The following is a 22,620-nucleotide window of genomic DNA, read 5'->3' as shown; positions in this document are numbered from 1 at the left end:
ACGAGACGGCAGTGCGCGACGACGCGGAACAGCTCCTGGAGGTGCGATGGGTGCCGAGGTGGTCATCGAAGGTCTTTCGAAGTCCTTCGGTAAGCAGGCCATCTGGCGGGACGTCACGCTGACCCTGCCTCCGGGCGAGGTGTCGGCGATGCTCGGTCCGTCCGGAACCGGTAAGTCCGTCTTCTTGAAGTCGATGATCGGTCTGCTCAAGCCGGACCGTGGCCGTTGCATGATCAACGGCGTCGACATCGTGACGTGCTCCGAACACCAGCTCTACGAGGTGCGCAAGCTCTTCGGCGTCCTTTTCCAGGACGGCGCGCTGTTCGGTTCGATGAACCTCTACGACAACGTGGCGTTCCCCCTGCGCGAGCACACGAAGAAGTCGGAGACCGAGGTCCGCCGGATCGTCCTCGAGAAGCTCGAGATGACCGGTCTCAACGGCGCCGACAAGAAGCTGCCCGGTGAGATCTCCGGCGGTATGCGCAAGCGCGCCGGGCTCGCCCGCGCCCTGGTGCTGGACCCGCAGATCATCCTGGTCGACGAGCCGGACTCCGGCCTCGACCCGGTCCGCACCACCTACATCTCCCAGCTCTTCCTCGACGTCAACGCGCAGATCGACGCGACGTTCCTGATCGTCACGCACAACATCAACCTCGCCCGCACCGTCCCGGACAACCTGGGCATGCTCTTCCGCAAGGAACTGGTCATGTTCGGCCCGCGCGAGGTGCTGCTGACCAGCGAGGAGCCGGTCGTCAAGCAGTTCCTGAACGGCAAGATGGACGGCCCCATCGGCATGAGCGAGGAGAAGGACTCGGCCCAGCTCGCCGCCGAGCGCGCGATGTTCGAGGCCGGTCACCACTCGGGCGGTGTCGAGGACGTCAGCGGGGTGCCGCCGCAGATGCAGCCGACGCCGGGTGTGCCTACGCGGATGGGCGCGGTCCGCCGCAAGGACCGCGTCATGCAGATCCTGTCCGGTCTCCCGCACGAGGCGCAGCAGAGCATCATCGAGTCGCTCTCCCCGGAGGAGCAGCAGCACTACGGTGTCCGCCCGCAGCGGCTCGCCGCCGCGGGGCATCGTTCGCAGCAGAGCGACGGCTCGATGCCGAACCACCATCAGGGTCAGCTGCCCGACGACCAGGTCGCCCACATCCCGCATCCGGGGAGATCGGGCAACCACCGCATGCGGCCACATGATCCGGGGTCAGGTGGCTCGTGAGCTCACCCGCTTCATCGGCGAAGATTCCCGGGATCGGCATGTTGCGCGAGACCGGGAACCTGTTCGCTCTCGGCCTCGACATCGTTCGTGGCATCTTCCAGCGCCCCTTCCAGCTGCGGGAGTTCATCCAGCAGGCCTGGTTCATCGCCAGCGTCACGATCCTGCCGACGGCGCTCGTCGCGATCCCGTTCGGCGCGGTCATCTCGCTGCAGTTCGGTTCGCTCGCCCGCCAGCTCGGCGCCCAGTCGTACACGGGCGCCGGGTCGGTGCTCGCCACCGTGCAGCAGGCCAGTCCGCTGGTCACCGCGCTGCTGGTCGCGGGCGCCGGCGGTAGCGCGGTCTGCGCGGACATCGGCGCGCGGACGATCCGCGAAGAGATCGACGCCATGGAGGTGCTCGGCGTCTCCGCGGTGCAGCGGCTGATCGTGCCGCGTGTGCTCGCGATGATGCTGGTGGCGCTCCTGCTGAACGGCATGGTCAGCGTCATCGGCGTGCTCGGTGGTTACTTCTTCAACGTCGTCCTCCAGGGCGGGACGCCGGGCGCGTACCTGGCGAGCTTCTCCGCGCTGGCCCAGCTGCCGGACCTCTGGGTCGGCGAGCTGAAGGCGCTGATCTTCGGCTTCATCGCCGCGGTCGTCGCCTCCTACCGGGGACTGAATCCGTCCGGCGGCCCGAAGGGCGTCGGCGACGCGGTGAACCAGGCGGTCGTCATCACGTTCCTCATGCTGTTCGTGGTGAACTTCGTGATCACGCTGATCTACCTGCAAATCGTGCCAGGAAAGCTGGACTGACGCATGACCTTTCTCGCACGTGCCAAGGGAGTGGCCAACCGTCCTTTGCAGACACTGGACAACCTCGGCGACCAGATGTCGTTCTACGGCCGCGCGTTGCTGTGGACGCCGCGGACGTTGCGCCGCTACACCAAGGAGGTGCTGCGGCTGCTGGCCGAGGTGAGCTTCGGTTCCGGTTCGCTCGCCGTCATCGGCGGCACGGTCGGCGTCATGGTCGGCCTGACCCTGTTCACCGGTGTGCTCGTCGGCCTTCAGGGTTACTCGGCGCTGAACTCGATCGGCACCTCGGCCTTCACCGGCTTCCTGACCGCGTTCTTCAACACCCGTGAGATCGCGCCGCTGGTCGCGGGTCTCGCGCTGTCGGCGACGGTCGGTGCCGGGTTCACCGCCCAGCTCGGCGCGATGCGGATCTCGGAGGAGATCGACGCGCTCGAGGTCATGGGCGTGCCGAGCCTGCCGTACCTGGTGACCACGCGGATCATCGCCGGTTTCGTCGCGGTCATCCCGCTGTACGTGATCGGCCTGCTGAGTTCGTATCTGGCGTCCCGGCTGGTCGTTATCTATATCTACAACCAGTCAGCGGGTACCTACGACCATTATTTCGACCTGTTCCTACCACCACAGGATGTGCTCTATTCGTTCATCAAGGTGCTGTTGTTCAGCGTCTTGATCATCCTGTCCCATTGTTATTTCGGATACCGGGCCTCCGGTGGCCCCGCCGGTGTCGGCGTTGCGGTCGGTAAGGCGGTCCGGCTGAGCATCGTCACGGTGTCCATCATGAACTTCTTCATCGGTTTCGCGATCTGGGGAACCGACGTCACGGTGAGGATCGCAGGATGATGCAGGGTTGGGTGGGTTGGTGAACACACTGCGGCGCAGGTTGTTGGGCCTGCTCTTGGTCGCCGTGCTCATCGGCGGGGTGGCGTTGAGCATCGCGCTGTACCAGCGCGCGTTCACGCCCGTGGTGAGCGTGAAACTCCAGTCGGGCAGCATCGGGAACCAGTTGCTGAAGCAGTCGGACGTGAAGGTCCGCGGGCTCATCGTCGGTTCGGTCAAGGACATCGCCGCGACGTCGGAGGGTGCCGAACTCACACTCGCGCTGAATCCGGAGTCGGCGAAACTGATCCCCCAGAACGTTTCGGCGCGATTCCTGCCGAAGACGTTGTTCGGTGAGCGCTTCGTTTCCCTCGAAATCCCGGACGCCCCTTCGGCGAAGACGATCGCCGAGGGTGACGTGATCACCCAGGACCGCACGTCCAGCGCCGTCGAACTCGAGCAGGCCTTCGCCCATCTGATGCCGGTGCTGCAGGCGGTCCAGCCGCAGAAGCTGTCGAGCACGCTTTCGGCGATCTCCACCGCGCTCAACGGCCGCGGCGATCAGCTCGGTGACACGCTCGCGCAGCTCGGCACCTACGTCGGCGACCTGAACCCGCACGAGCCCCAGCTCCAGCGGAACCTCAAGGAGCTGGCGGAGTTCTCGGACAACCTCGGTGCCGTCGCCCCGGATCTGGTGCAGACCTTGGACAACCTGAGCACCACCACACGCACCGTGGTCGATCAGAAGATGAACCTGCAGAACCTCTACGGCAGTGTCACCCAGGCCTCGGTCGACCTGCGGACCTTCCTGCAGAACAACGCCGACAACCTGATCCGCCTCGCCGACAGCGCCCGCCCGACGGCGGAACTGCTGGCGAAGTACGCGCCGTCGTACCCGTGCGTGATCGGGCAGATGGCCGCCAGCCTGCCGAAGATCGACAAGGCGCTGGGCAAGGGCACCAACCGGCCCGGTCTGCACGCGACCATCGAGGTCACCGTCAACCGCGGTCCGTATCTGCCGGGCAAGGACGAGCCGAAGTTCGAGGACAAACGTGGCCCGCGCTGCTACGACCTGAAGCAGTTCCCGGACCCGTTCCCGCAATACCCGCCGGACGGCCCGATCAAGGACGGCAGCACGGTCAAACCGCCGTCCCGGTCGGCCAACGACGGTCTCTCGCCCTCGAACGGTTTCGCCAGCGTCGGTGGTTACAACGGTGGGGGAGCGCCCGGCGGTAGCCCGTCCTACAGCACGTCCGAATCGGACTTCCTCGCGCAGCTGGTCGCCCCGCAGGTCGGCATGGCCGCCGCGGACGTGCCCGGCTGGGGCTCGCTGCTCGTCGGACCGCTCTATCGGGGAGCGGAGGTGCACGTCAAGTGAGGGGTCTGCTCGCACCGCTGATCAAGCTCTGTGCCTTCGTCGTGATCACCGTGCTGTTCACGACGATCCTCGGGATCAGCATCGCCAACATCAACACCACCAGCACCAACGCCTACAAAGCGCGCTTCAGCGACGCGACCCTGGTGCTGCCCAACGACGACGTCCGCATCGCGGGCGTCCGGGTCGGGCAGGTCAAGGAGGTCCGCATCGTCGACCGCCGCCAGGCCGAGATCGAGTTCGAAGTGGACGCCGGTCGCAAACTGCCCGCCGGGGTGACCGCGCAGATCAAGTTCCGAAACCTGGTCGGCCAGCGCTACCTGTCGCTCGGGCAGGGCACCGACTCCTCTGGCAAGACGCTGGCGCCCGGCGGGAACATCCCGCTGGAGCGCACCACGCCCGCGCTCGACCTGACGCAGCTGTTCAACGGCTTCAAGCCGCTGTTCACCGCGCTCAACCCGGACGACATCAACAAGTTGTCCTACGAGGTCATCCAGGTCCTGCAGGGTGAAGGCGGCACGATCGAAAGCCTGCTGCGGCACACCGCGTCGCTGGCCACCACGATCTCCGACAAGGACCAGGTGATCGGCGAGGTCATCGACAACCTGAACTCGGTGCTCGACACGGTCAACGCGCATACGCCGCAGCTGAACGACCTGATCGTCAAGCTGCAGCAGCTGGTCTCCGGACTGGCCGCGGACCGCGAACCGATCGGCGACGCCATCGCTTCGCTCGGCACCCTCGCCCAGACGACGTCCGGTCTGCTCGGCGAGGCCCGCGAGCCGCTCAAGCAGGACATCGCCGCGCTCGGCACGCTGACGAAGAACCTCAACGACAGCCAGCCGATCGTCGAGCACTTCATCCAGTTCATGCCGCAGAAGGTGACGGCGCTGACCCGCACCGCCGACTACGGCTCCTGGTTCAACTTCTTCGCCTGTGAACTGACGGGGGCCGTCGCCCTGCCTCCGCTGATCAACGAGCCGATCAACCTGCCGCTGCTGCCGGTGAACCGGGCGAGGTGCACGGCATGAAGTCGTTCCAGAAACGCAATCCGATCCCGATCGCGCTGGTCGGTATCTCGGTGCTGCTGCTCGGTTTCCTCGCCGCGCTCAACTCCGAGGACCTGCCGGTGATCGGCGGCGGGACGACCTACAGCGCGGACTTCAGCGAAACTTCGGGCCTGCAGGAGGACAACGACGTCCGGGTCGCCGGGGTGAAGGTCGGCAAGATCTCCGAGATCAAACTCGACGGCGACAAGGTCAAGATCTCCTTCAAGGTCAAGGACGCCTGGCTCGGTGACAAGACCAGCGCGGCGATCAAGATCAAGACCGTGCTCGGCCAGAAGTACCTGGCGCTCGACCCGCAGGGGCAGCGCACGCTCGACCCGAGCGCGACCATCCCGCGTGACCGGACGATGTCGCCGTTCGACGTCCTCGACGCCTTCCGCGGGCTTTCGCAGACCGTCGACGACATCGACACCGCACAGCTGGCGAAGAGCTTCGACGTCATCACGGAGACCTTCGCCGACACCCCGGCCGACGTGAAGGGCGCTCTGAACGGCCTTTCCCGCCTCTCGGACACGATCGCGTCGCGGGACTCGCAGCTGTCGACCCTGCTCGCGAACACGCGGCAGGTCTCGCAGACGCTCGTCGACCGTGACGCCGAGTTCCAGAAGCTCCTGTCCGACGGGAACAAGCTGCTCGGCGAGGTGTCCCGTCGCAAGGACGCGATCACCGCCCTGCTGGACGGCTCGCGCACGCTCGCCACCCAGCTCAAGGGGCTGGTCGACGACAACGACGCGCAGCTCGACCCGGTGCTCACCCAGCTCGACCAGCTGACCTCGATGCTGCAGCGCAACCAGGACGCCCTCGGCCAGGGCATCGCGCGGTTCGCGCCGTTCATCCGGGTGTTCACGAATACGATCGGCAACGGCCGCTGGTTCGACAACTACATCTGCGGACTGGTCCTGCCGTCGTTCGGGCCGATCAACGAGAAGGGGTGCTACGAGAAATGAGTACCCGTCTCGGTCAGAGCCTCACCCGGGGCTTCACCATCGCGATCGTGCTCGCGCTGGTCGTCGCCGGCGCACTGTGGTGGACGCTCAAGGACGCCGGCCGCAACCACGTGACCGCCTACTTCGCCGGTACCGTCGGACTGTACGAAGGCAACAGCGTCCGCATGCTCGGTGTCGACATGGGCAAGGTCACCAGGATCCAGCCGATGGGCAACCAGGTCCGCGTCGAACTCGAATACGACCGTTCGGTGGCGGTGCCCGCGGACGCGAAGGCGATCATCGTGTCGCCGTCGCTGGTCAGCGACCGCTACGTGCAGCTGGCCCCGGCCTACCAGGGCGGCCCGCGGATCGACGACGGCGCCGTCATCGGCCTCGACCGCACCGAGGTCCCCCTGGAAGTCGACGAACTCGCCGCCAGCCTTTCGCGGGTCAGCAAGTCGCTCGGCCCCAACGGCGCCAACAAGAACGGTTCGCTGTCGAACCTGCTCGACACCGCCGCGAAGAACTTCGACGGCAACGGGCAGGCACTGCACGACACGATCACGAAACTCGGCCAGGCCGCGGGCACGTTGTCCGGTAACTCCGGCGACCTGTTCAAGACCGTCGAGAACCTCGGCTCCTTCTCCCAGACACTGGTGAACAGCGACTCGCAGGTCCGCGACTTCGAGCGGCAGCTCGCCGACGTCAGCGGATTCCTCGCGGGGGAGCGGGAAAACCTCGCGGCCACGGTGAAGCAGCTGTCCGACACGCTCACCGCGGTGCAGGCGTTCATCGAGAAGAACCGCGACCGGCTCAAGTCCAATGTGGACAAGCTGGCCAGTGTGACCAAGGTGCTCGTGGACCAGCGCGGCGCACTCGCCGAGATCCTCGACGTCGCCCCGGTCGGCCTCGGGAACCTGGTCAACACCTACAACGCCTCCTCGGGCACGCTCGACGCGCGGGCCAACCTCAACGAGCTCACCCAGCCGCCGCTGGTGATGGTGTGCAACCTGCTCAAGCAGACCCCGGACGCGCTCGACGTGCTGGGCGACGCGTGCAAGGGGATCGCCGGACTGGTCGACGGGCTGGTGCCGCTGCCGTCGATCGCGCAGGTGATCCAGTCCTCGCAGGCGGGCCAGCTGCCGCCGCTTCCGCTCCCCATCGCGGGGCAGCTCTACGGATCGGCGGCGAAATGATCAAAAGGACACTCGCCCTCGCGGCCGCCGGAACGGTCGCCGCGCTGACGTTGAGCGGCTGCGCCTTCAGCGGGATCTACGACATCCCGCTGCCCGGTGGCGCCGAACTCGGCGACCACCCGTACACGGTCAAGGTGCAGTTCCGGGACGTGCTGGACCTGACCCCGCAGGCCGGGGTGAAGGTCAACGAGGTCGCCATCGGCCGTGTCGAAGCGATCGGGCTGACCCAGGACGGCTGGAACGCCGAGGTCACCGTCCGGGTCAACGGTGACGTGAAGCTGCCGGCGAACGCGCTGGCCAACGTCAGGCAGTCGAGCCTGCTCGGTGAGAAGTACGTCGAGCTGGCCGCACCCGCGGACGGTCAGGGCAAGCTGGCCGACAACGCGGTGATCCCGCTGGCGCGTACGAACCGCAGCGTCGAGGTCGAAGAGCTGCTCGGCGCGCTTTCGCTGCTGCTCAACGGTGGTGGCGTCGAACAGCTCAACACCATCACGAAGGAACTCAACAACGCCACCAGTGGCCGCTCGCCGGAACTCAAGGCGCTGCTGAACAACACCAACCAGCTGGTGACGAACCTGGACAAGCAGTCCGCGAACATCACGCGGGCACTCGACGGGCTGAACCGGCTCTCGCTGACCCTGAACGGCCAGAAGGACAAGCTGGTCGGCGCGGTCGACAACCTCGGCCCCGGTCTCGGCGTGCTGGAACAGCAGCGCGGTCAGCTGGTCACCATGCTCAACGCGCTCAACCAGCTCTCCGGCGTCGCCGTCGACACGGTGAACAAGAGCAAGGAAGACCTCGTCGCCGACCTCAAGGCATTGCAGCCGACGCTGCGGAAGCTCGGCGAAGCGGGTTCGGATCTGCCCAAGGCGCTGGAGATCCTGCTGACCTTTCCGTTCAGTGACGCCGCCTACGACGGCGTCAAGGGCGACTACTTCAACCTGTTCGCGAAGGTCGACCTGAACCTGAACGAGATCCTCAAGAACCTCGGCCGCAGCCGTGAGAACCCGCTCAAGGACATCGTCCCGGTGCCGGGACTCACCGGTGGGACCGAGGGACCCGGCGTGAATCCGCCGCTGCCGATCCCCGACAGCGTCGGCGGCGTCGGCGGCGTCGCCGGCAACCAGGCGAGCGCGCCGCAGGGCGGCGGACAGCCGCGACAGACCGGACCCGCCGGGATCTTCGGCCTGCTTTCGGGAGGTGCGGGCTGATGCTGATCCGTCGGACGAAGCTCCAGCTGGTCGCGTTCGCGATCATCTCCGTCGTCGCGATCGTGTACGCGCTGATCCGGTTCGCCGGTCTCGGCCAGGTCTTCGGCGACGAGGGCTACACGGTGAAGCTCGAACTCAAGCAGTCGGGCGGCATCTTCCAGAACGCGGAAGTCACCTACCGCGGCTTCAACATCGGCCGCGTCGGCGAGCTGCGCCTGACCAAGGCCGGGCTGGAAGCCGACCTCGACATCGCTCCCGACGCCCCGCAGGTGCCCGCCGATCTGGACGCCGTGGTCGCGAACCGGTCGGCGGTCGGCGAGCAGTTCGTCGACCTGCGACCCAAGGGAGAGAAGGGCCCGTTCCTGAAGCCGGGATCGGTCATCCCCGCAGACAAGGTCAAGACGCCGGTGCCCACCGAGCAGCTCATCGGTGACCTCGACAGCCTCGCGGCGTCGGTGCCGACCGACTCGCTGCGCAAAGTCGTCGACGAGTCGTACAACGCCTTCAACGGCACCGGCCCGGACCTGCAGCGGCTGCTCGACACCGCGCGCAGCTTCACCACGACCGCGCAGGAGTATCTGCCGCAGACCATCCAGCTGCTGGAAAAGGGTGGGCAGGTCCTCGAGACGCAAAACGACATGGCGAGCTCGATGAAGTCGTTCAGCGCGGACCTGAACAAGCTCTCCGGCACGCTGAAGAACTCCGACGCCGACATCCGGAAGCTGATCGGGATCACCCCGCGGGTGGCGACCCAGATCAGCGAGGTGCTCGCGGAATCGGGGCCGGGACTGGGCGCGCTCACCGCGAACCTGCTCACGACGTCGAACCTGCTCGTGACCCGGCTCGACGGACTCGAGCAGGGCCTGGTGACCTATCCGATGCTCGCGGCGGGCGCGAACACCGTCGCCAACGACGGCACCGCGCACCTGGGCCTCGCGCTCAACCTGTTCAACCCGCCTTCGTGCACCAAAGGCTACATCGGCCTCGACAAGTACCGCGAAGGCACCGACACGACGGTGCGCCCGCCGAAGGACGACGCGTACTGCGCCGAGCCGAAGGGCAGCCCGATCAACGTGCGCGGTTCGCAGAACGTGCCGTACAACGGTGTCCCGCAGATCCCGTCGCAGGGCGACGTCGCCGCCAACGCCGGCCGGTCGGCCGAGGAGCTGGCCAGCCTGCGCGCGGCGCAGGGCATGCCGAGCGTCCTGCAGAGCCCGGGTGTCAGCCTGGCCAGCCTCGGGGCGCTGCTGGGCCTGCCCGGCTGAGCCCGAGACCGTATACCTACCCTGGAGTGTCATGAGTTCTTCTCGATCGCGGACCCTGGTCCTGGGGGCGGCGGCGTTCGCCCTGGCCGCCTTCGTCGCCGCTGCGCTCTTCGGGATCCAGTGGGCAGTGGCCGCCTCCGACGACAACGCCGATCTCGCGCGTTCGCGTGACGACGTCGTCAAGGCGGGCGGCACCGCGATCAAGGCGTACACCGAGGTCGACTTCGAGAACCTCAACGAGTTTTTCGAGCGGCAGAAGACCGTCTCCGACGAGAAGATGGCCGAACAGCTGAAACAGCTCGAGCCGACTTACCGCAAGGCGCTCGGCGACGCGAAGACCAAGGTCGCGACCACGATCCAGGACATCGCCGTCGAGGAACTCGACGACCACGAGGGCAAGGCGAGCTTCCTCGCCGCCATCACCACGCAGGTCACCCAGGGCGACAAGGCGAGCTCCAAGGCGTTGCGCCTGGAGGTCTCGATGACCCGGGTCGGCGATGAGTGGAAGCTGTCCGGGATCGACAACGTGCCCCTCGTCGCGGCCGGCCAGTAAGAGCGTCACCCAGAACGGAGTCCGTAGTGCCCTCCTCCCGCCGCCAGCCCCCTCGCAGCACTCCGCCGGTGCGCCGCCCACGGGTGGCCGGTCTGCGACGGCCTGGCTCCTCTTCCGTTTCCGAGGTCGACACGGCTCCTTCGGTGGAGGAGACGCCTGAGGTGAAGCCGTCGCCTGAGGTGAAGCCGTCGCCGCGTCCGTCGCCGAGGCCTGCTCCGCGTCCGGCGCCCGAGCCTGCCGAGGCCGTTGAGGAGCCTGCTCAGGCTGCTGCGCCTGCAGTGGCCGCTGTCGAGGCTCCTGAGAGCACTGAGGCCCCTGAAGACGAGGTTGTCGCGAAGCCGAGTCCGCGTGCGAAGGTCCGGGCGGCCGCCAAGGCGAAGCCGGACGACATCGAAGAGGCCGAAGCCGAGGTCGCTTCCGAGTCCGACGCTGACTCCGACTCCGATGAGAAGCCGGAAAAGGCGAAGAAGCCGGTCTCCACGCAGCTGATCCTGGCGGGCGCGCTGGTCGTCGTCGGGCTGCTGCTGGCCGCGTCCGCGGTGCTGTTCAAGATCCAGGCCGACGACGTGTCGAGCTCGACGGACAACACCGCGCTGCTGGACGTCGCGAAGACCGCGCAGGTCAAGGACCAGGTCGCGAAGGCGACCGAGGCGCTGTTCTCGTACGACTACAACAACATCGCGAAGACCGAGACCGCGGCGGGCGATCTGCTGGTCAACGACGAGGTGCGGGCGAAGTACAACCTGCTGATGGGCGAGGTCAAGCGACTGGCCCCGCAGCAGAAGATGGTCGTGACCTGCAAGGTCACCCGCAGCGCCGTCATCCGGCTGGAAGGTGACCGGGCCGACGTGATGGTGTTCGTCGACCAGAGCTCGACGCGGGCCGACACGAACAAGACGACCGCCGGGAGCGCGCAGCTGCACTTGAACGCGGAACTGCAGGGCGACAAGTGGAAGATCACGGCGATGAACACCTATGCCGCTCCGCCCAACCCAGCCGCTTCCCCAGCCCCCTCCAAGTAGCCCCGCCCCGGAGCGCGTTTAGCCCCCTGATCGCGCTCCGGCCGCCGGGCGACCTGCGTTTAGCCCCCTAATCGTGATCTGGTGCTCCGGCGCTTCGGTCAGGAACGCTGCTTGCCCCGGGGTCCGGTCGTGTCGCGTTTAGCGGGCTAAACGCGACACGGGGCCGCCGTGAGTTGGGTCAGGGTGTGATGATCGAGTTCCCTCGGTTGAGCTGAGGGATGGGGCCTTCACGGATCGGGACCGGCGACCAGCCGAAGCCGAACCACTCTCGCCCTGACCCGAATCGCCACTGACGACCCCGACGGCCACCGCCCACCGCGCCATCCCCGTACGCGGCCCTCAGCGCGCACCCGGCCGCCCTCGACGGGGGGCTCGCTACCGCGTCGTGTTTAGCCCCCTGATCGCGATCTGAGGGCCTCCCTGTGAACCGCCCCAGAAGACGCACCGGCCACAGCCGCCACAAGTCCCAGCCCGCCCAAGAGCACTCCGCCCCCCGACCCGGTGACTCTCCGGAACGGCCCCCGGCGGGTCGCGATTAGCCCGCTAAACGCAGGTCGGTGCCCCAACGCCGTCACCTGCGGGTACCGGGCGGTAACCAGGATGGCCGTCCTGTGAAGCCCTCGTCGCGGCGCTACTTCGACGCTGCGCCAACCGGCGGGTCCGCCGCGCGGCATCTTGACTCAGAGCCCGCGTGGGGTCACGCTTACTGCCAACGGCGAGAACCGGCGGTGCCCTTGCGGGAGGGACGGTCCGGGGAAGCCGAGGAGAGGCATACCTGAAGACGTCGCGACGCAGGCTGGGCCCCATCAGGAGCGCCCCCTGGACATACCGTGACGTTCGGGCTAGACTGCCTCTTTGCGCTGCCCTCTTTCAGGCTGCCCGGAGCCGGTAGTTAGGATAGTGGGCACACGGCACCCTTGACAGTCCGCATCAGCTGTTGCTGACGCGGCTGCTCACCGCTCATTGTCCCCGGAAGGACGCATCTTGGCAGTCTCTCCCGCGAACCAGGCCACTGCTGCGACCACCTCGGCTGTATCTCGCTCGGAGTCCACGGGAATCCCGGGAGCCCCCAAGCGGGTCTCCTTCGCAAAGATTCGCGAGCCGCTCAACACCCCGAACCTGCTCGACGTGCAGATCAGGTCCTTCGAATGGTTCACCGGCGACGAGGCGTGGTTCGAACGCCGCGTCGAAGAAGGTGAAGAAAACCCGGTCGGTGGCCTGGAAGAGGTCCTCAACGAGATCTCGCCGATCGAAGACTTCTCCGGATCCATGTCGCTGTCCTTCTCCGACCCGCGCTTCGACGAGGTCAAGGCCTCCGTCGAGGAGTGCAAGGACAAGGACATGACGTACGCGGCCCCGCTGTTCGTGACCGCCGAGTTCGTGAACAACAACACCGGCGAGATCAAGAGCCAGACGGTCTTCATGGGCGACTTCCCGGTGATGACCGACAAGGGCACCTTCGTCATCAACGGCACCGAGCGTGTCGTCGTGTCGCAGCTGGTCCGCTCGCCTGGTGTGTACTTCGACACCAGCGTCGACAAGACCACGGACAAGGACGTCTTCAACGTCCGTGTCATCCCGAGCCGGGGTGCCTGGCTGGAGTTCGACGTCGACAAGCGCGACACCGTCGGCGTCCGCATCGACCGCAAGCGCCGCCAGCCGGTGACCGTGTTGCTGAAGGCGCTGGGCTGGACCACCGAGGCGATCCGCGAGCGTTTCTCCTTCTCCGAGACGCTGCTCGCCACCCTCGAGAAGGACCACACCGCCGGCACCGACGAGGCCCTCCTCGACATCTACCGCAAGCTGCGCCCGGGCGAACCCCCCACCAAGGAGAGCGCGCAGACGCTGCTGGAGAACCTGTTCTTCAAGCCGAAGCGCTACGACCTGGCCAAGGTCGGCCGGTACAAGGTCAACAAGAAGCTCGCCCTCACCACGCCGTACGACACCGGGACGCTGACCGAAGAGGACATCGTCTCGACGATCGAGTACCTGGTCCGGCTGCACGCGGGCGAGGACAAGGTGACCGTCGGCGACCAGACCATCCCGGTCGAGACCGACGACATCGACCACTTCGGCAACCGTCGTCTCCGCACCGTCGGCGAGCTCATCCAGAACCAGATCCGCGTGGGTCTGTCCCGGATGGAGCGCGTCGTCCGTGAGCGGATGACCACGCAGGACGTCGAGGCGATCACGCCGCAGACCCTGATCAACATCCGTCCCGTCGTGGCGGCGATCAAGGAGTTCTTCGGTACTTCGCAGCTGTCGCAGTTCATGGACCAGAACAACCCGCTGTCGGGGCTGACGCACAAGCGTCGTCTGTCCGCCCTCGGCCCGGGTGGTCTGTCGCGTGAGCGCGCCGGCATGGAGGTCCGTGACGTCCACCCGTCGCACTACGGCCGCATGTGCCCGATCGAGACGCCGGAAGGCCCGAACATCGGCCTGATCGGTTCGCTCTGTTCGTACGCGCGGGTCAACCCGTTCGGTTTCATCGAGACCCCGTACCGCAAGGTCGTCGAGGGCCGGGTCACCGACCAGGTCGACTACCTCACCGCGGACGAGGAAGACCGGTTCGTGAAGGCGCAGGCCAACGCGCCGATCTCGGATGACGGCACCTTCGTCGAAGACCGCGTCCTGGTCCGTAAGAAGGGCGGCGAGGTCGAGCTGATCGACCCGCTGGACGTGGACTACATGGACGTCTCGCCGCGACAGATGGTCTCGGTCGCGACGGCGATGATCCCGTTCCTCGAGCACGACGACGCGAACCGCGCGCTGATGGGCGCGAACATGCAGCGTCAGGCCGTGCCGCTGCTCCGCAACCAGGCGCCGTACGTCGGCACCGGCGTGGAGCTGCGGGCCGCGGTGGACGCCGGTGACGTGCTCGTCGCCGAGCAGTCCGGTGTCGTCGAGGAACTCTCGGCCGACCTGATCACGATCATGCACGACGACGGCACGCGGAAGAGCTACGGACTGTACAAGTTCCGCCGCTCCAACCACGGCACCTGCTTCAACCACCGCCCGATCGTCAACGAGGGTGACCGGGTCGAGCAGGGTCAGGTCATCGCCGACGGCCCGTCCACCGAAAACGGTGAGATGGCGCTCGGCAAGAACCTGCTCGTCGCGGTCATGCCGTGGGAGGGCCACAACTACGAGGACGCGATCATCCTCTCCGAGCGCCTGGTGCAGGACGACGTGCTCACGTCGATCCACATCGAGGAGCACGAGATCGACGCCCGCGACACCAAGCTGGGCGCCGAGGAGATCACCCGGGACATCCCGAACGTCTCCGAGGAGGTCCTGGCCGACCTCGACGAACGCGGCATCATCCGCATCGGTGCCGAGGTCCGCGACGGCGACATCCTGGTCGGCAAGGTCACGCCCAAGGGTGAGACCGAGCTGACCCCGGAAGAGCGCCTGCTCCGTGCGATCTTCGGCGAGAAGGCCCGTGAGGTCCGCGACACTTCGCTGAAGGTGCCGCACGGCGAGACCGGCAAGGTCATCGGCATCCGCGTGTTCTCGCGAGAGGACGACGACGAGCTGCCCCCTGGCGTCAACGAACTGGTCCGCGTCTACGTGGCCCAGAAGCGGAAGATCCAGCCGGGCGACAAGCTCGCCGGCCGCCACGGGAACAAGGGTGTCATCGGCAAGATCCTTCCCGCCGAGGACATGCCGTTCATGGAGGACGGCACGCCCGTCGACATCATCCTGAACACCCACGGTGTCCCGCGACGGATGAACATCGGCCAGGTCCTGGAACTCCACCTGGGCTGGCTGGCGTCGCAGGGCTGGAAGATCGAGGGCAACCCCGACTGGGCGAAGAACCTCAACGAGGAGCTGTACGACGTCGACCCCGGCACGAACACCGCCACCCCGGTGTTCGACGGTGCCAAGGAAGACGAGCTGACCGGCCTGCTCGGTGCCACCAAGCCGAACCGCGACGGTGAGCGCATGGTGAAGCAGAACGGCAAGGCCACGCTGCTGGACGGCCGCTCCGGCGAGCCGTACCCGTACCCGGTCGCGGTCGGCTACATGTACATCCTGAAGCTGCACCACCTTGTCGACGACAAGATCCACGCCCGGTCCACCGGTCCGTACTCGATGATCACGCAGCAGCCGCTGGGTGGTAAGGCGCAGTTCGGTGGCCAGCGCTTCGGTGAGATGGAGTGCTGGGCGATGCAGGCGTACGGCGCCGCATACACCCTGCAGGAGCTCCTGACCATCAAGTCGGACGACGTGGTCGGCCGCGTGAAGGTGTACGAGGCGATCGTCAAGGGGGAGAACATCCCCGAGCCGGGTATCCCCGAGTCGTTCAAGGTGCTCCTGAAGGAGCTCCAGTCGCTCTGCCTCAACGTCGAGGTGCTGTCCAGCGATGGCGCCGCGATCGAGATGCGCGACTCCGACGACGAGGACCTCGAGCGCGCCGCCGCCAACCTCGGCATCAACCTGTCCCGCAACGAGTCGCCCTCGGTGGACGACGTCGTGCACTGACGGCTGTCCGAGGCGGGGCCTGCCTCCCGTGGGTCCCGCCTCGACCGCCAACCCCTCTAGTCGACTCAACCCCAAGGGGATGCAAAGACGTGCTGGACGTCAACTTCTTCGATGAGCTCCGCATCGGCCTCGCTACCGCCGACGACATTCGTCAGTGGTCCTTCGGCGAGGTCAAGAAGCCGGAGACCATCAACTACCGGACGCTCAAGCCCGAGAAGGACGGCCTCTTCTGCGAGAAGATCTTCGGCCCGACCCGGGACTGGGAGTGCTACTGCGGTAAGTACAAGCGGGTCCGCTTCAAGGGCATCATCTGCGAGCGCTGTGGCGTCGAGGTCACCCGTGCCAAGGTGCGCCGTGAGCGGATGGGCCACATCGAGCTGGCCGCTCCCGTCACCCACATCTGGTACTTCAAGGGTGTTCCCTCCCGCCTCGGCTACCTGCTCGACCTGGCGCCGAAGGACCTCGAGAAGATCATCTACTTCGCGGCCTACGTGATCACCGGTGTGAACACCGAGCTGCGGCACACCGACCTGCCGACCCTCGAGAACGAGATCGGCGTCGAGCGCAAGAACCTCGAGACCAAGCGTGACGCGGACATCGAGGCACGGGCGCAGAAGCTGGAAGCCGACCTGGCCGAGCTGGAGGCGGAGGGCGCCAAGTCCGACGTCCGCCGCAAGGTCAAGGAAGGCGGCGAGCGCGAGATGCGTCAGCTGCGTGACCGCGCCGGTCGCGAGCTGGACCGTCTCGAGGAGGTCTGGACGACCTTCACCAAGCTCGACGTCCGTCAGCTGATCGCCGACGAGCTGCTCTACCGCGAGCTCATCGACCGCTACGGCGAGTACTTCACCGGCGGCATGGGCGCGGAGGCCATCCAGAAGCTGGCCGCCGAGTTCGACGTCGCGGCCGAGGCCGACCACCTGCGCGACACCATCCGCAACGGCAAGGGGCAGAAGAAGCTCCGCGCGCTGAAGCGGCTCAAGGTCGTCGCGGCCTTCCAGATGACCGGCAACGACCCGCGCGGCATGGTGCTCGACGCCGTCCCGGTGATCCCGCCGGACCTGCGCCCGATGGTCCAGCTCGACGGTGGCCGGTTCGCCACCTCCGACCTGAACGACCTCTACCGCCGGGTCATCAACCGCAACAACCGGTTGAAGCGGCTGATCGACCTCGGCGCGCCCGAGATCATCGTCAACAACGAGAAGCGGATGCTGCAGGAGGCCGTCGACGCGCTGTTCGACAACGGCCGCCGCGGCCGCCCGGTCACCGGTCCCGGTAACCGCCCGCTGAAGTCGCTGTCCGACCTGCTCAAGGGCAAGCAGGGCCGGTTCCGTCAGAACCTGCTCGGCAAGCGTGTCGACTACTCCGGCCGTTCCGTCATCATCGTCGGCCCGCAGCTGAAGCTGCACCAGTGCGGTCTGCCGAAGGACATGGCGCTCGAGCTGTTCAAGCCGTTCGTCATGAAGCGGCTGGTCGACCTGAACCACGCGCAGAACATCAAGTCCGCCAAGCGGATGGTGGAGCGCTCGCGCCCGCAGGTGTGGGACGTGCTCGAAGAGGTCATCACCGGCCACCCGGTGATGCTGAACCGTGCGCCGACCCTGCACCGCCTCGGTATCCAGGCCTTCGAGCCGCAGCTGGTCGAAGGCAAGGCCATCCAGCTGCACCCGCTGGTCTGTGAAGCGTTCAACGCGGACTTCGACGGTGACCAGATGGCCGTGCACCTCCCGCTTTCCGCGGAGGCGCAGGCCGAGGCCCGCATCCTGATGCTGTCGGCGAACAACATCCTTTCGCCGGCGTCGGGCCGCCCGCTCGCCATGCCGCGGCTGGACATGGTGACCGGTCTGTTCCACCTGACCCGTCTCACCGAGAAGGCCGAGGGTGCGGGCAACGCGTACTCCTCGCCCGCCGAAGCGATCATGGCGTACGACCTCAAGGCGCTGAGCCTGCACGCTCCGGTCAAGATCCGCATCGTCGACCGTCAGCCCGCCAAGGCCGACGAAGCGGCGCTCGCGGAGAAGGGCTGGGAGCCGGGCAAGGCCTGGCTGGCCGAGACCACCCTGGGCCGCGTGCTGTTCAACGAGCTGCTGCCGGCGGACTACCCGTTCATCAATGAGCCGATGCCGAAGAAGCGTCAGGCCCTGATCGTGAACGACCTCGCCGAGCGGTACTCGATGACGCAGGTCGCGCAGACCCTGGACCGCCTGAAGGACGCCGGTTTCTACTGGGCGACCCGTTCGGGCGTCACGGTCGCGATCTCCGACGTGCTGGTCCCGACGGGCAAGAAGGCCATTCTGGACGAGTACGAAGGCAAGGCCGACCAGGTCGAGAAGCGGTACCAGCGTGGTCAGCTGTCGCACACCGAGCGCAACAACGAGCTCGTCAAGGTGTGGACGCAGGCCACCGAAGAGGTCCACAAGATCATGGAGACGGCGCTGCCGGACGACAACCCGATCGCGATGATCGTGAAGTCGGGCGCGGCGGGCAACATGACGCAGGTCCGGTCGCTGGCCGGTATGCGTGGGCTGGTGTCGAACCCGAAGGGTGAGTACATCCCGCGTCCGATCAAGGCCAACTTCCGTGAAGGCCTGTCGGTGGCGGAGTACTTCATCGCGACGCACGGTGCCCGTAAGGGTCTGGCGGACACGGCGCTCCGTACCGCCGACTCGGGTTACCTGACCCGTCGTCTGGTGGACGTGTCGCAGGACGTCATCGTCCGCGAGGTCGACTGTGGCACCACCCGCGGCATCAACATGCCGATCGGTGAGGACATCGGCGACGGCAAGGTCCTGCGTGACCAGCACGTCGAGACCAGCGTGTACGCGCGGAACCTGGCGACCGACGCGGTCGACGCCAAGGGCAACGTCGTGCTCAACGCCGGTGACGACATCGGCGACCCGGCACTGGACAAGCTCATCTCGAGCGGGATCGCCAAGGTCAAGGTGCGTTCGGTGCTGACCTGTGAGTCGGCCGTCGGTATCTGCGCCACCTGCTACGGCCGGTCCATGGCGACCGGTCAGCTCGTCGACGTCGGCGAGGCCGTGGGTATCGTCGCGGCCCAGTCGATCGGTGAGCCGGGCACGCAGCTGACGATGCGTACGTTCCACCAGGGTGGTGTCGCCGGTGACGACATCACGACCGGTCTGCCCCGTGTCCAGGAGCTGTTCGAGGCCCGGGTCCCGAAGGGCAAGGCGCCGATCGCCGACGTCGATGGCCGCGTGCGCATCGAGGAGAGCGAGCGGTTCTGGAAGATCACGCTGATCCCGGACGACGGCAGCGAAGAGATCGTCTTCGACAAGCTGTCCAAGCGTCAGCGGCTCGCGAACACCTCGAACGGCCCGCTGGGCGATGGTGACCGCGTCAACGTCGGTCAGCAGCTGCTCGAAGGCACACCGGACCCGCATGAGGTCCTGCGGGTCATGGGGCCGCGCGAGGCGCAGATGCACCTGGTGGACGAGGTCCAGAAGGTGTACCGGGCGCAGGGTGTGTCGATCCACGACAAGCACATCGAGGTCATCGTGCGGCAGATGCTGCGCCGCGTGACGATCATCGACTCCGGTGCCACGGACTTCCTCCCTGGCGAACTGCCCGAGCGGACCAAGTTCGAGGCGAAGAACCGGGCGTCGGTCGCCGAGGGTGGCGAGCCGGCCTCGGGTCGCCCGGTGCTGATGGGGATCACGAAGGCCTCGCTGACCACGGACTCGTGGCTGTCGGCGGCTTCGTTCCAGGAGACCACACGTGTCCTGACCGACGCGGCCATCAACGGCCGTTCGGACAAGCTCGTTGGCCTCAAGGAGAACGTGATCATCGGTAAGCTGATCCCGGCCGGTACCGGGATCAACAAGTACCGCAACATCCAGGTGCAGCCGACCGAGGAGGCGCGGGTCGCCGCTTACGCGATCCCGTCCTACGACGACGGCTACTACACCCCGGATGTGTTCGGCTCCACGCCGGGCGCCGCGGTGCCGCTGGACGACTACGACTTCGGCCGCGACTTCCGCTGATCGAAGCGAAATCCACGAGAAGGGCCCCTGCCGATTCGGCGGGGGCCCTTCCCGTTTTTCGGGCAGTTCCGGTTCTGACGCCTCTGTTCGAAATGCATGTTGGCAGTCCACGAATCTCGCTCGAGTGATCGCGTTCTACGCGGGCCGGCGTATCCGCAGAGGTCCGCCGCGGCGGATACGGGGCCTTCGGCGCCATCGGCGGTCTTCCGGAGTGCGCCGGGCAGTTCCACGGCGCCCAGCGCCCTTCTGAACGTCTTCGGCGTGGCCCTGTCTCACTTCGTCCGGGAGCCCCGCGGACCCACCGAGAGTACATAACGAACTCATAACGCCCCAGTGGTCGCCGGACGCGGCTCACTGGTCCGTTGTGACCTGAGGTAGTGCCGCCAGGTGGCCTAATTCCCAGTGTTCGGAAAATCGCCACCTGTCCGGCCTAATGGCGCATCCGCATGCTGGGAAGTTCACTCTGTCGTGTTGTCTCCCATTCTTTGATCACCAGATTGACACCTGGGCGGGTTCACACGAGTATTTCGCCCATGCAATCCCCAGTCGCCTTGGTGTGGCGCCGGCACGTTGACTTGCGGCAGCAAGCAAGCGCGCTGTGTATGGATTCCTGAAACGGATGTGCCCGTTCTTCGTGCGCTGACGTTTTCCGCTGTGCCGCAACGGTTCCCTGCTTGAACCGGCGGTTGATTGCTTTCCCTTGATCCGGGCCGGTGACGCCTGCGCGAAAAGGGGAGAGATGTGCCGATTGTCTGGCGCTTCGGTAGCGAAAACAGGGAGAAAGAATGCTATCCAACTCGCCCAGGTGGCGAAAAGTGGTGATAGGCGCCATCGCGACGGCGCTCGCCGTGGGAACGGTGACCTATACCGGCTCCGCCACGAGTGCCTACGCTGATGTCCAGGTCGTCAAGGACGCGAAGAAGGCGGCTGACGGCAAGGAGTACTGGGTCCAGAACCACCTTGTGTCCAAGGATGTCGCGGCGTCCAGGAGTGCAGACGGGCAGCGCAAGAAGTGGCTGCTGGTCTGGGCCGGTGACGAGAACATCGCCGACACCCTGGTCAAGGACATCAAAAATCTGCCGGGTTCGCTCGGCGGCGGCCTCAACAAGATCAAGAACGCGTTGCCCGGTCCGGACTTCCTCGCCGTGATCGACGCGACGCAGGGTTCGCCGACCTACGGCAAGGTCGTCAACACCGCCACCGTCGGCCCGCTCGTCGAGAACGAGCCGCACCACATGCAGTACGTGTGGCACAAGGGCGACACGATCTACGCCGGTGCGCTGTTCGCCGCCGCGACGTACGCCTTCGACGTCTCCGCGTTGCCGCAATTGAAGCTCAAGGGCGTCAGCCTCCCGACCCAGACCCTCGGCGGTTCCGTGCCGGACGCGTACTGGGTGCTCAAGGACGGCACCGCGTACGGCACGTACATGGGCGGCCCGGTCGTGCCGGGCCCGCACACCTACGCCAACGGTTCCACCGTGGTGGGCAACGGTTTCGCCGGCAGTCCCGGTGAGGTCGTCCGCTTCGACCAGAACGCGCGGGTGCTTTCCGAGTCCCCGGCGGCCACACCGCAGGGCGACAACAAGAAGCTGTGCGACAACCTCCCGCAGCTGGACAAGCCGACCTGCGCCAACCCGCACGGCATCCAGGCCCGCGAGGATCTCGACACCCTGGTCACCAGCGACTACGCCGAGCCGCGGAACATCATCCTCGACCCGGTGAAGCAGCCGTCGCCGTACCTGCGGCGGCCGACCGTCCGCACGTGGGACATCTCCGACCGCGACAAGCCGAAGCTCAAGGCGGTCTCGTACCTGCCGGACGGTCCGAGGGCGGACCCGGCGGACCCGCTGCACGCGGAAAGCCGCGCGGTCATGGAGACCACGGTGACCAACTTGCCGGGCCACAAGGGCGCGTTCGCCCAGACCATGCAGGGCGGCGCGGTGTTCTATACGCCGGACATCACCGCCAAGGAGCCGCACTGGATCCAGGTGTTCGACGACGGCGCCGCGAACAAGGCGATCCACCCGGACAACGATTCCAACGGTGGCGGCTCGAACGGCGGCTGGATCCAGACCAGCCCCGACGACAAGTACCTCTACCGCGCGATCACCGGCCGGTCCAAGGGCGCGCTCGGTCCGGACGACCCCGGCACCACGGGTGGCGTGTACGTCCTCGACATCCAGAAGTTGCTCGCCGCGGGCGACAAGGTCGAGAACATCAACGGCCGGATCGACACGAAGGAGAAGTCCCAGCAGGGTGGTGGCGGCGACCTGCCGACCGTCGTCGGCGCGGCCGCGATCAACCCCGGCACGCCGGGTGGTGGCCCGCACTGGGGGGCGTACGACAACTTCGTCCTCGGCGACGACGGCTACTACCGCGAAACAGACAAGCCGCAGCACCTCGCGGTGTCGAACTACTTCGTCGCACGGTCCGGTTTGGACGGTGACCACAAGGTCAACCTGCTGAACCTCGGTCAGGACGGGAAGCTCGCGGTCGACCGGAACTTCCGGGACGAGTTCACCGGAGGAGTCGGGATCAACTTCAACCGGAAGACCTGGCCGCACGGGTCCTTCGGCAACGCCAAGCCGCACTCCGAACTGTTCGTCGTGGCTGACGCGGATCTCAAGTAACCCTGCTCGGCGCGGAAGTCCGTGGGTGGCAGGCGCACCCCGTCACCCACGGCTTCGCCGATCTAC

General features: G+C 66.6%; 14 protein-coding genes. All 14 read left to right on the top strand.

The window, feature by feature from the left end; all coding sequences use genetic code 11:
• Window positions 1-46 precede the first annotated feature (46 nt).
• The 14 genes from ACM6LR_RS02755 (at window position 47) to ACM6LR_RS02690 (ending at window position 22,554) form a co-directional block, all read left to right on the top strand.
• On the top strand, window positions 47-1,216 hold the full coding sequence (locus tag ACM6LR_RS02755; RefSeq protein WP_414935961.1) for an ABC transporter ATP-binding protein: 1,170 nt from the start codon (window positions 47-49) through the stop codon (window positions 1,214-1,216).
• 38 nt (window positions 1,217-1,254) lie between these two features.
• The gene (locus tag ACM6LR_RS02750) at window positions 1,255-2,007 is read left to right on the top strand and encodes an MlaE family ABC transporter permease (RefSeq protein WP_101612142.1); all 753 of its coding nucleotides are present in this window, start codon (window positions 1,255-1,257) and stop codon (window positions 2,005-2,007) included.
• A 3-nt stretch (window positions 2,008-2,010) separates the two neighbouring features.
• Entirely contained in the window at window positions 2,011-2,847 is an 837-nt protein-coding gene (locus ACM6LR_RS02745; RefSeq protein ID WP_414943078.1) for an MlaE family ABC transporter permease, read from the top strand.
• Between the two features lie 19 nt (window positions 2,848-2,866).
• Complete coding sequence (locus ACM6LR_RS02740; protein WP_414935959.1) at window positions 2,867-4,201, top strand: MCE family protein; 1,335 nt, start codon at window positions 2,867-2,869, stop codon at window positions 4,199-4,201.
• A complete protein-coding gene (locus tag ACM6LR_RS02735) occupies window positions 4,198-5,229 on the top strand; it encodes an MCE family protein (RefSeq protein WP_414943077.1) in 1,032 nt (343 codons plus the stop codon). Before ACM6LR_RS02740 ends, ACM6LR_RS02735 begins: the two co-directional genes overlap by 4 nt.
• On the top strand, window positions 5,226-6,212 hold the full coding sequence (locus ACM6LR_RS02730; protein ID WP_414935957.1) for an MCE family protein: 987 nt from the start codon (window positions 5,226-5,228) through the stop codon (window positions 6,210-6,212). Before ACM6LR_RS02735 ends, ACM6LR_RS02730 begins: the two co-directional genes overlap by 4 nt.
• A complete protein-coding gene (locus ACM6LR_RS02725; RefSeq protein WP_414935956.1) occupies window positions 6,209-7,387 on the top strand; it encodes an MCE family protein in 1,179 nt (392 codons plus the stop codon). The genes ACM6LR_RS02730 and ACM6LR_RS02725 overlap by 4 nt, the downstream gene beginning before the upstream one ends.
• Window positions 7,384-8,598, top strand: coding sequence for an MCE family protein (locus tag ACM6LR_RS02720; RefSeq protein ID WP_414935955.1), 1,215 nt, complete (start codon window positions 7,384-7,386; stop codon window positions 8,596-8,598). The genes ACM6LR_RS02725 and ACM6LR_RS02720 overlap by 4 nt, the downstream gene beginning before the upstream one ends.
• The gene (locus ACM6LR_RS02715) at window positions 8,598-9,863 is read left to right on the top strand and encodes an MCE family protein (protein WP_414935954.1); all 1,266 of its coding nucleotides are present in this window, start codon (window positions 8,598-8,600) and stop codon (window positions 9,861-9,863) included. The genes ACM6LR_RS02720 and ACM6LR_RS02715 overlap by 1 nt, the downstream gene beginning before the upstream one ends.
• Before the next feature lie 31 nt (window positions 9,864-9,894).
• Window positions 9,895-10,416, top strand: coding sequence for a hypothetical protein (locus ACM6LR_RS02710; protein WP_414935953.1), 522 nt, complete (start codon window positions 9,895-9,897; stop codon window positions 10,414-10,416).
• A 278-nt stretch (window positions 10,417-10,694) separates the two neighbouring features.
• Window positions 10,695-11,438, top strand: coding sequence for a hypothetical protein (locus ACM6LR_RS02705; protein ID WP_414943076.1), 744 nt, complete (start codon window positions 10,695-10,697; stop codon window positions 11,436-11,438).
• 984 nt (window positions 11,439-12,422) lie between these two features.
• Window positions 12,423-15,923, top strand: coding sequence for a DNA-directed RNA polymerase subunit beta (locus ACM6LR_RS02700; protein ID WP_414935951.1), 3,501 nt, complete (start codon window positions 12,423-12,425; stop codon window positions 15,921-15,923).
• A gap of 89 nt (window positions 15,924-16,012) precedes the next feature.
• Window positions 16,013-19,924 (top strand): DNA-directed RNA polymerase subunit beta', encoded by a 3,912-nt coding sequence (locus ACM6LR_RS02695; RefSeq protein WP_414935950.1) that lies wholly within the window; start codon window positions 16,013-16,015, stop codon window positions 19,922-19,924.
• A 785-nt stretch (window positions 19,925-20,709) separates the two neighbouring features.
• A complete protein-coding gene (locus ACM6LR_RS02690) occupies window positions 20,710-22,554 on the top strand; it encodes a hypothetical protein (RefSeq protein ID WP_414935949.1) in 1,845 nt (614 codons plus the stop codon).
• Window positions 22,555-22,620: the final 66 nt, after the last annotated feature.

The sequence above is a fragment of the Amycolatopsis sp. cmx-11-32 genome, from assembly GCF_047608695.1.
In the GTDB taxonomy this organism is placed as follows: Bacteria; Actinomycetota; Actinomycetes; order Mycobacteriales; family Pseudonocardiaceae; genus Amycolatopsis.
Note: the sequence above shows the minus strand (reverse complement) of the source record. Positions and strands in the feature narration are given on the sequence as shown.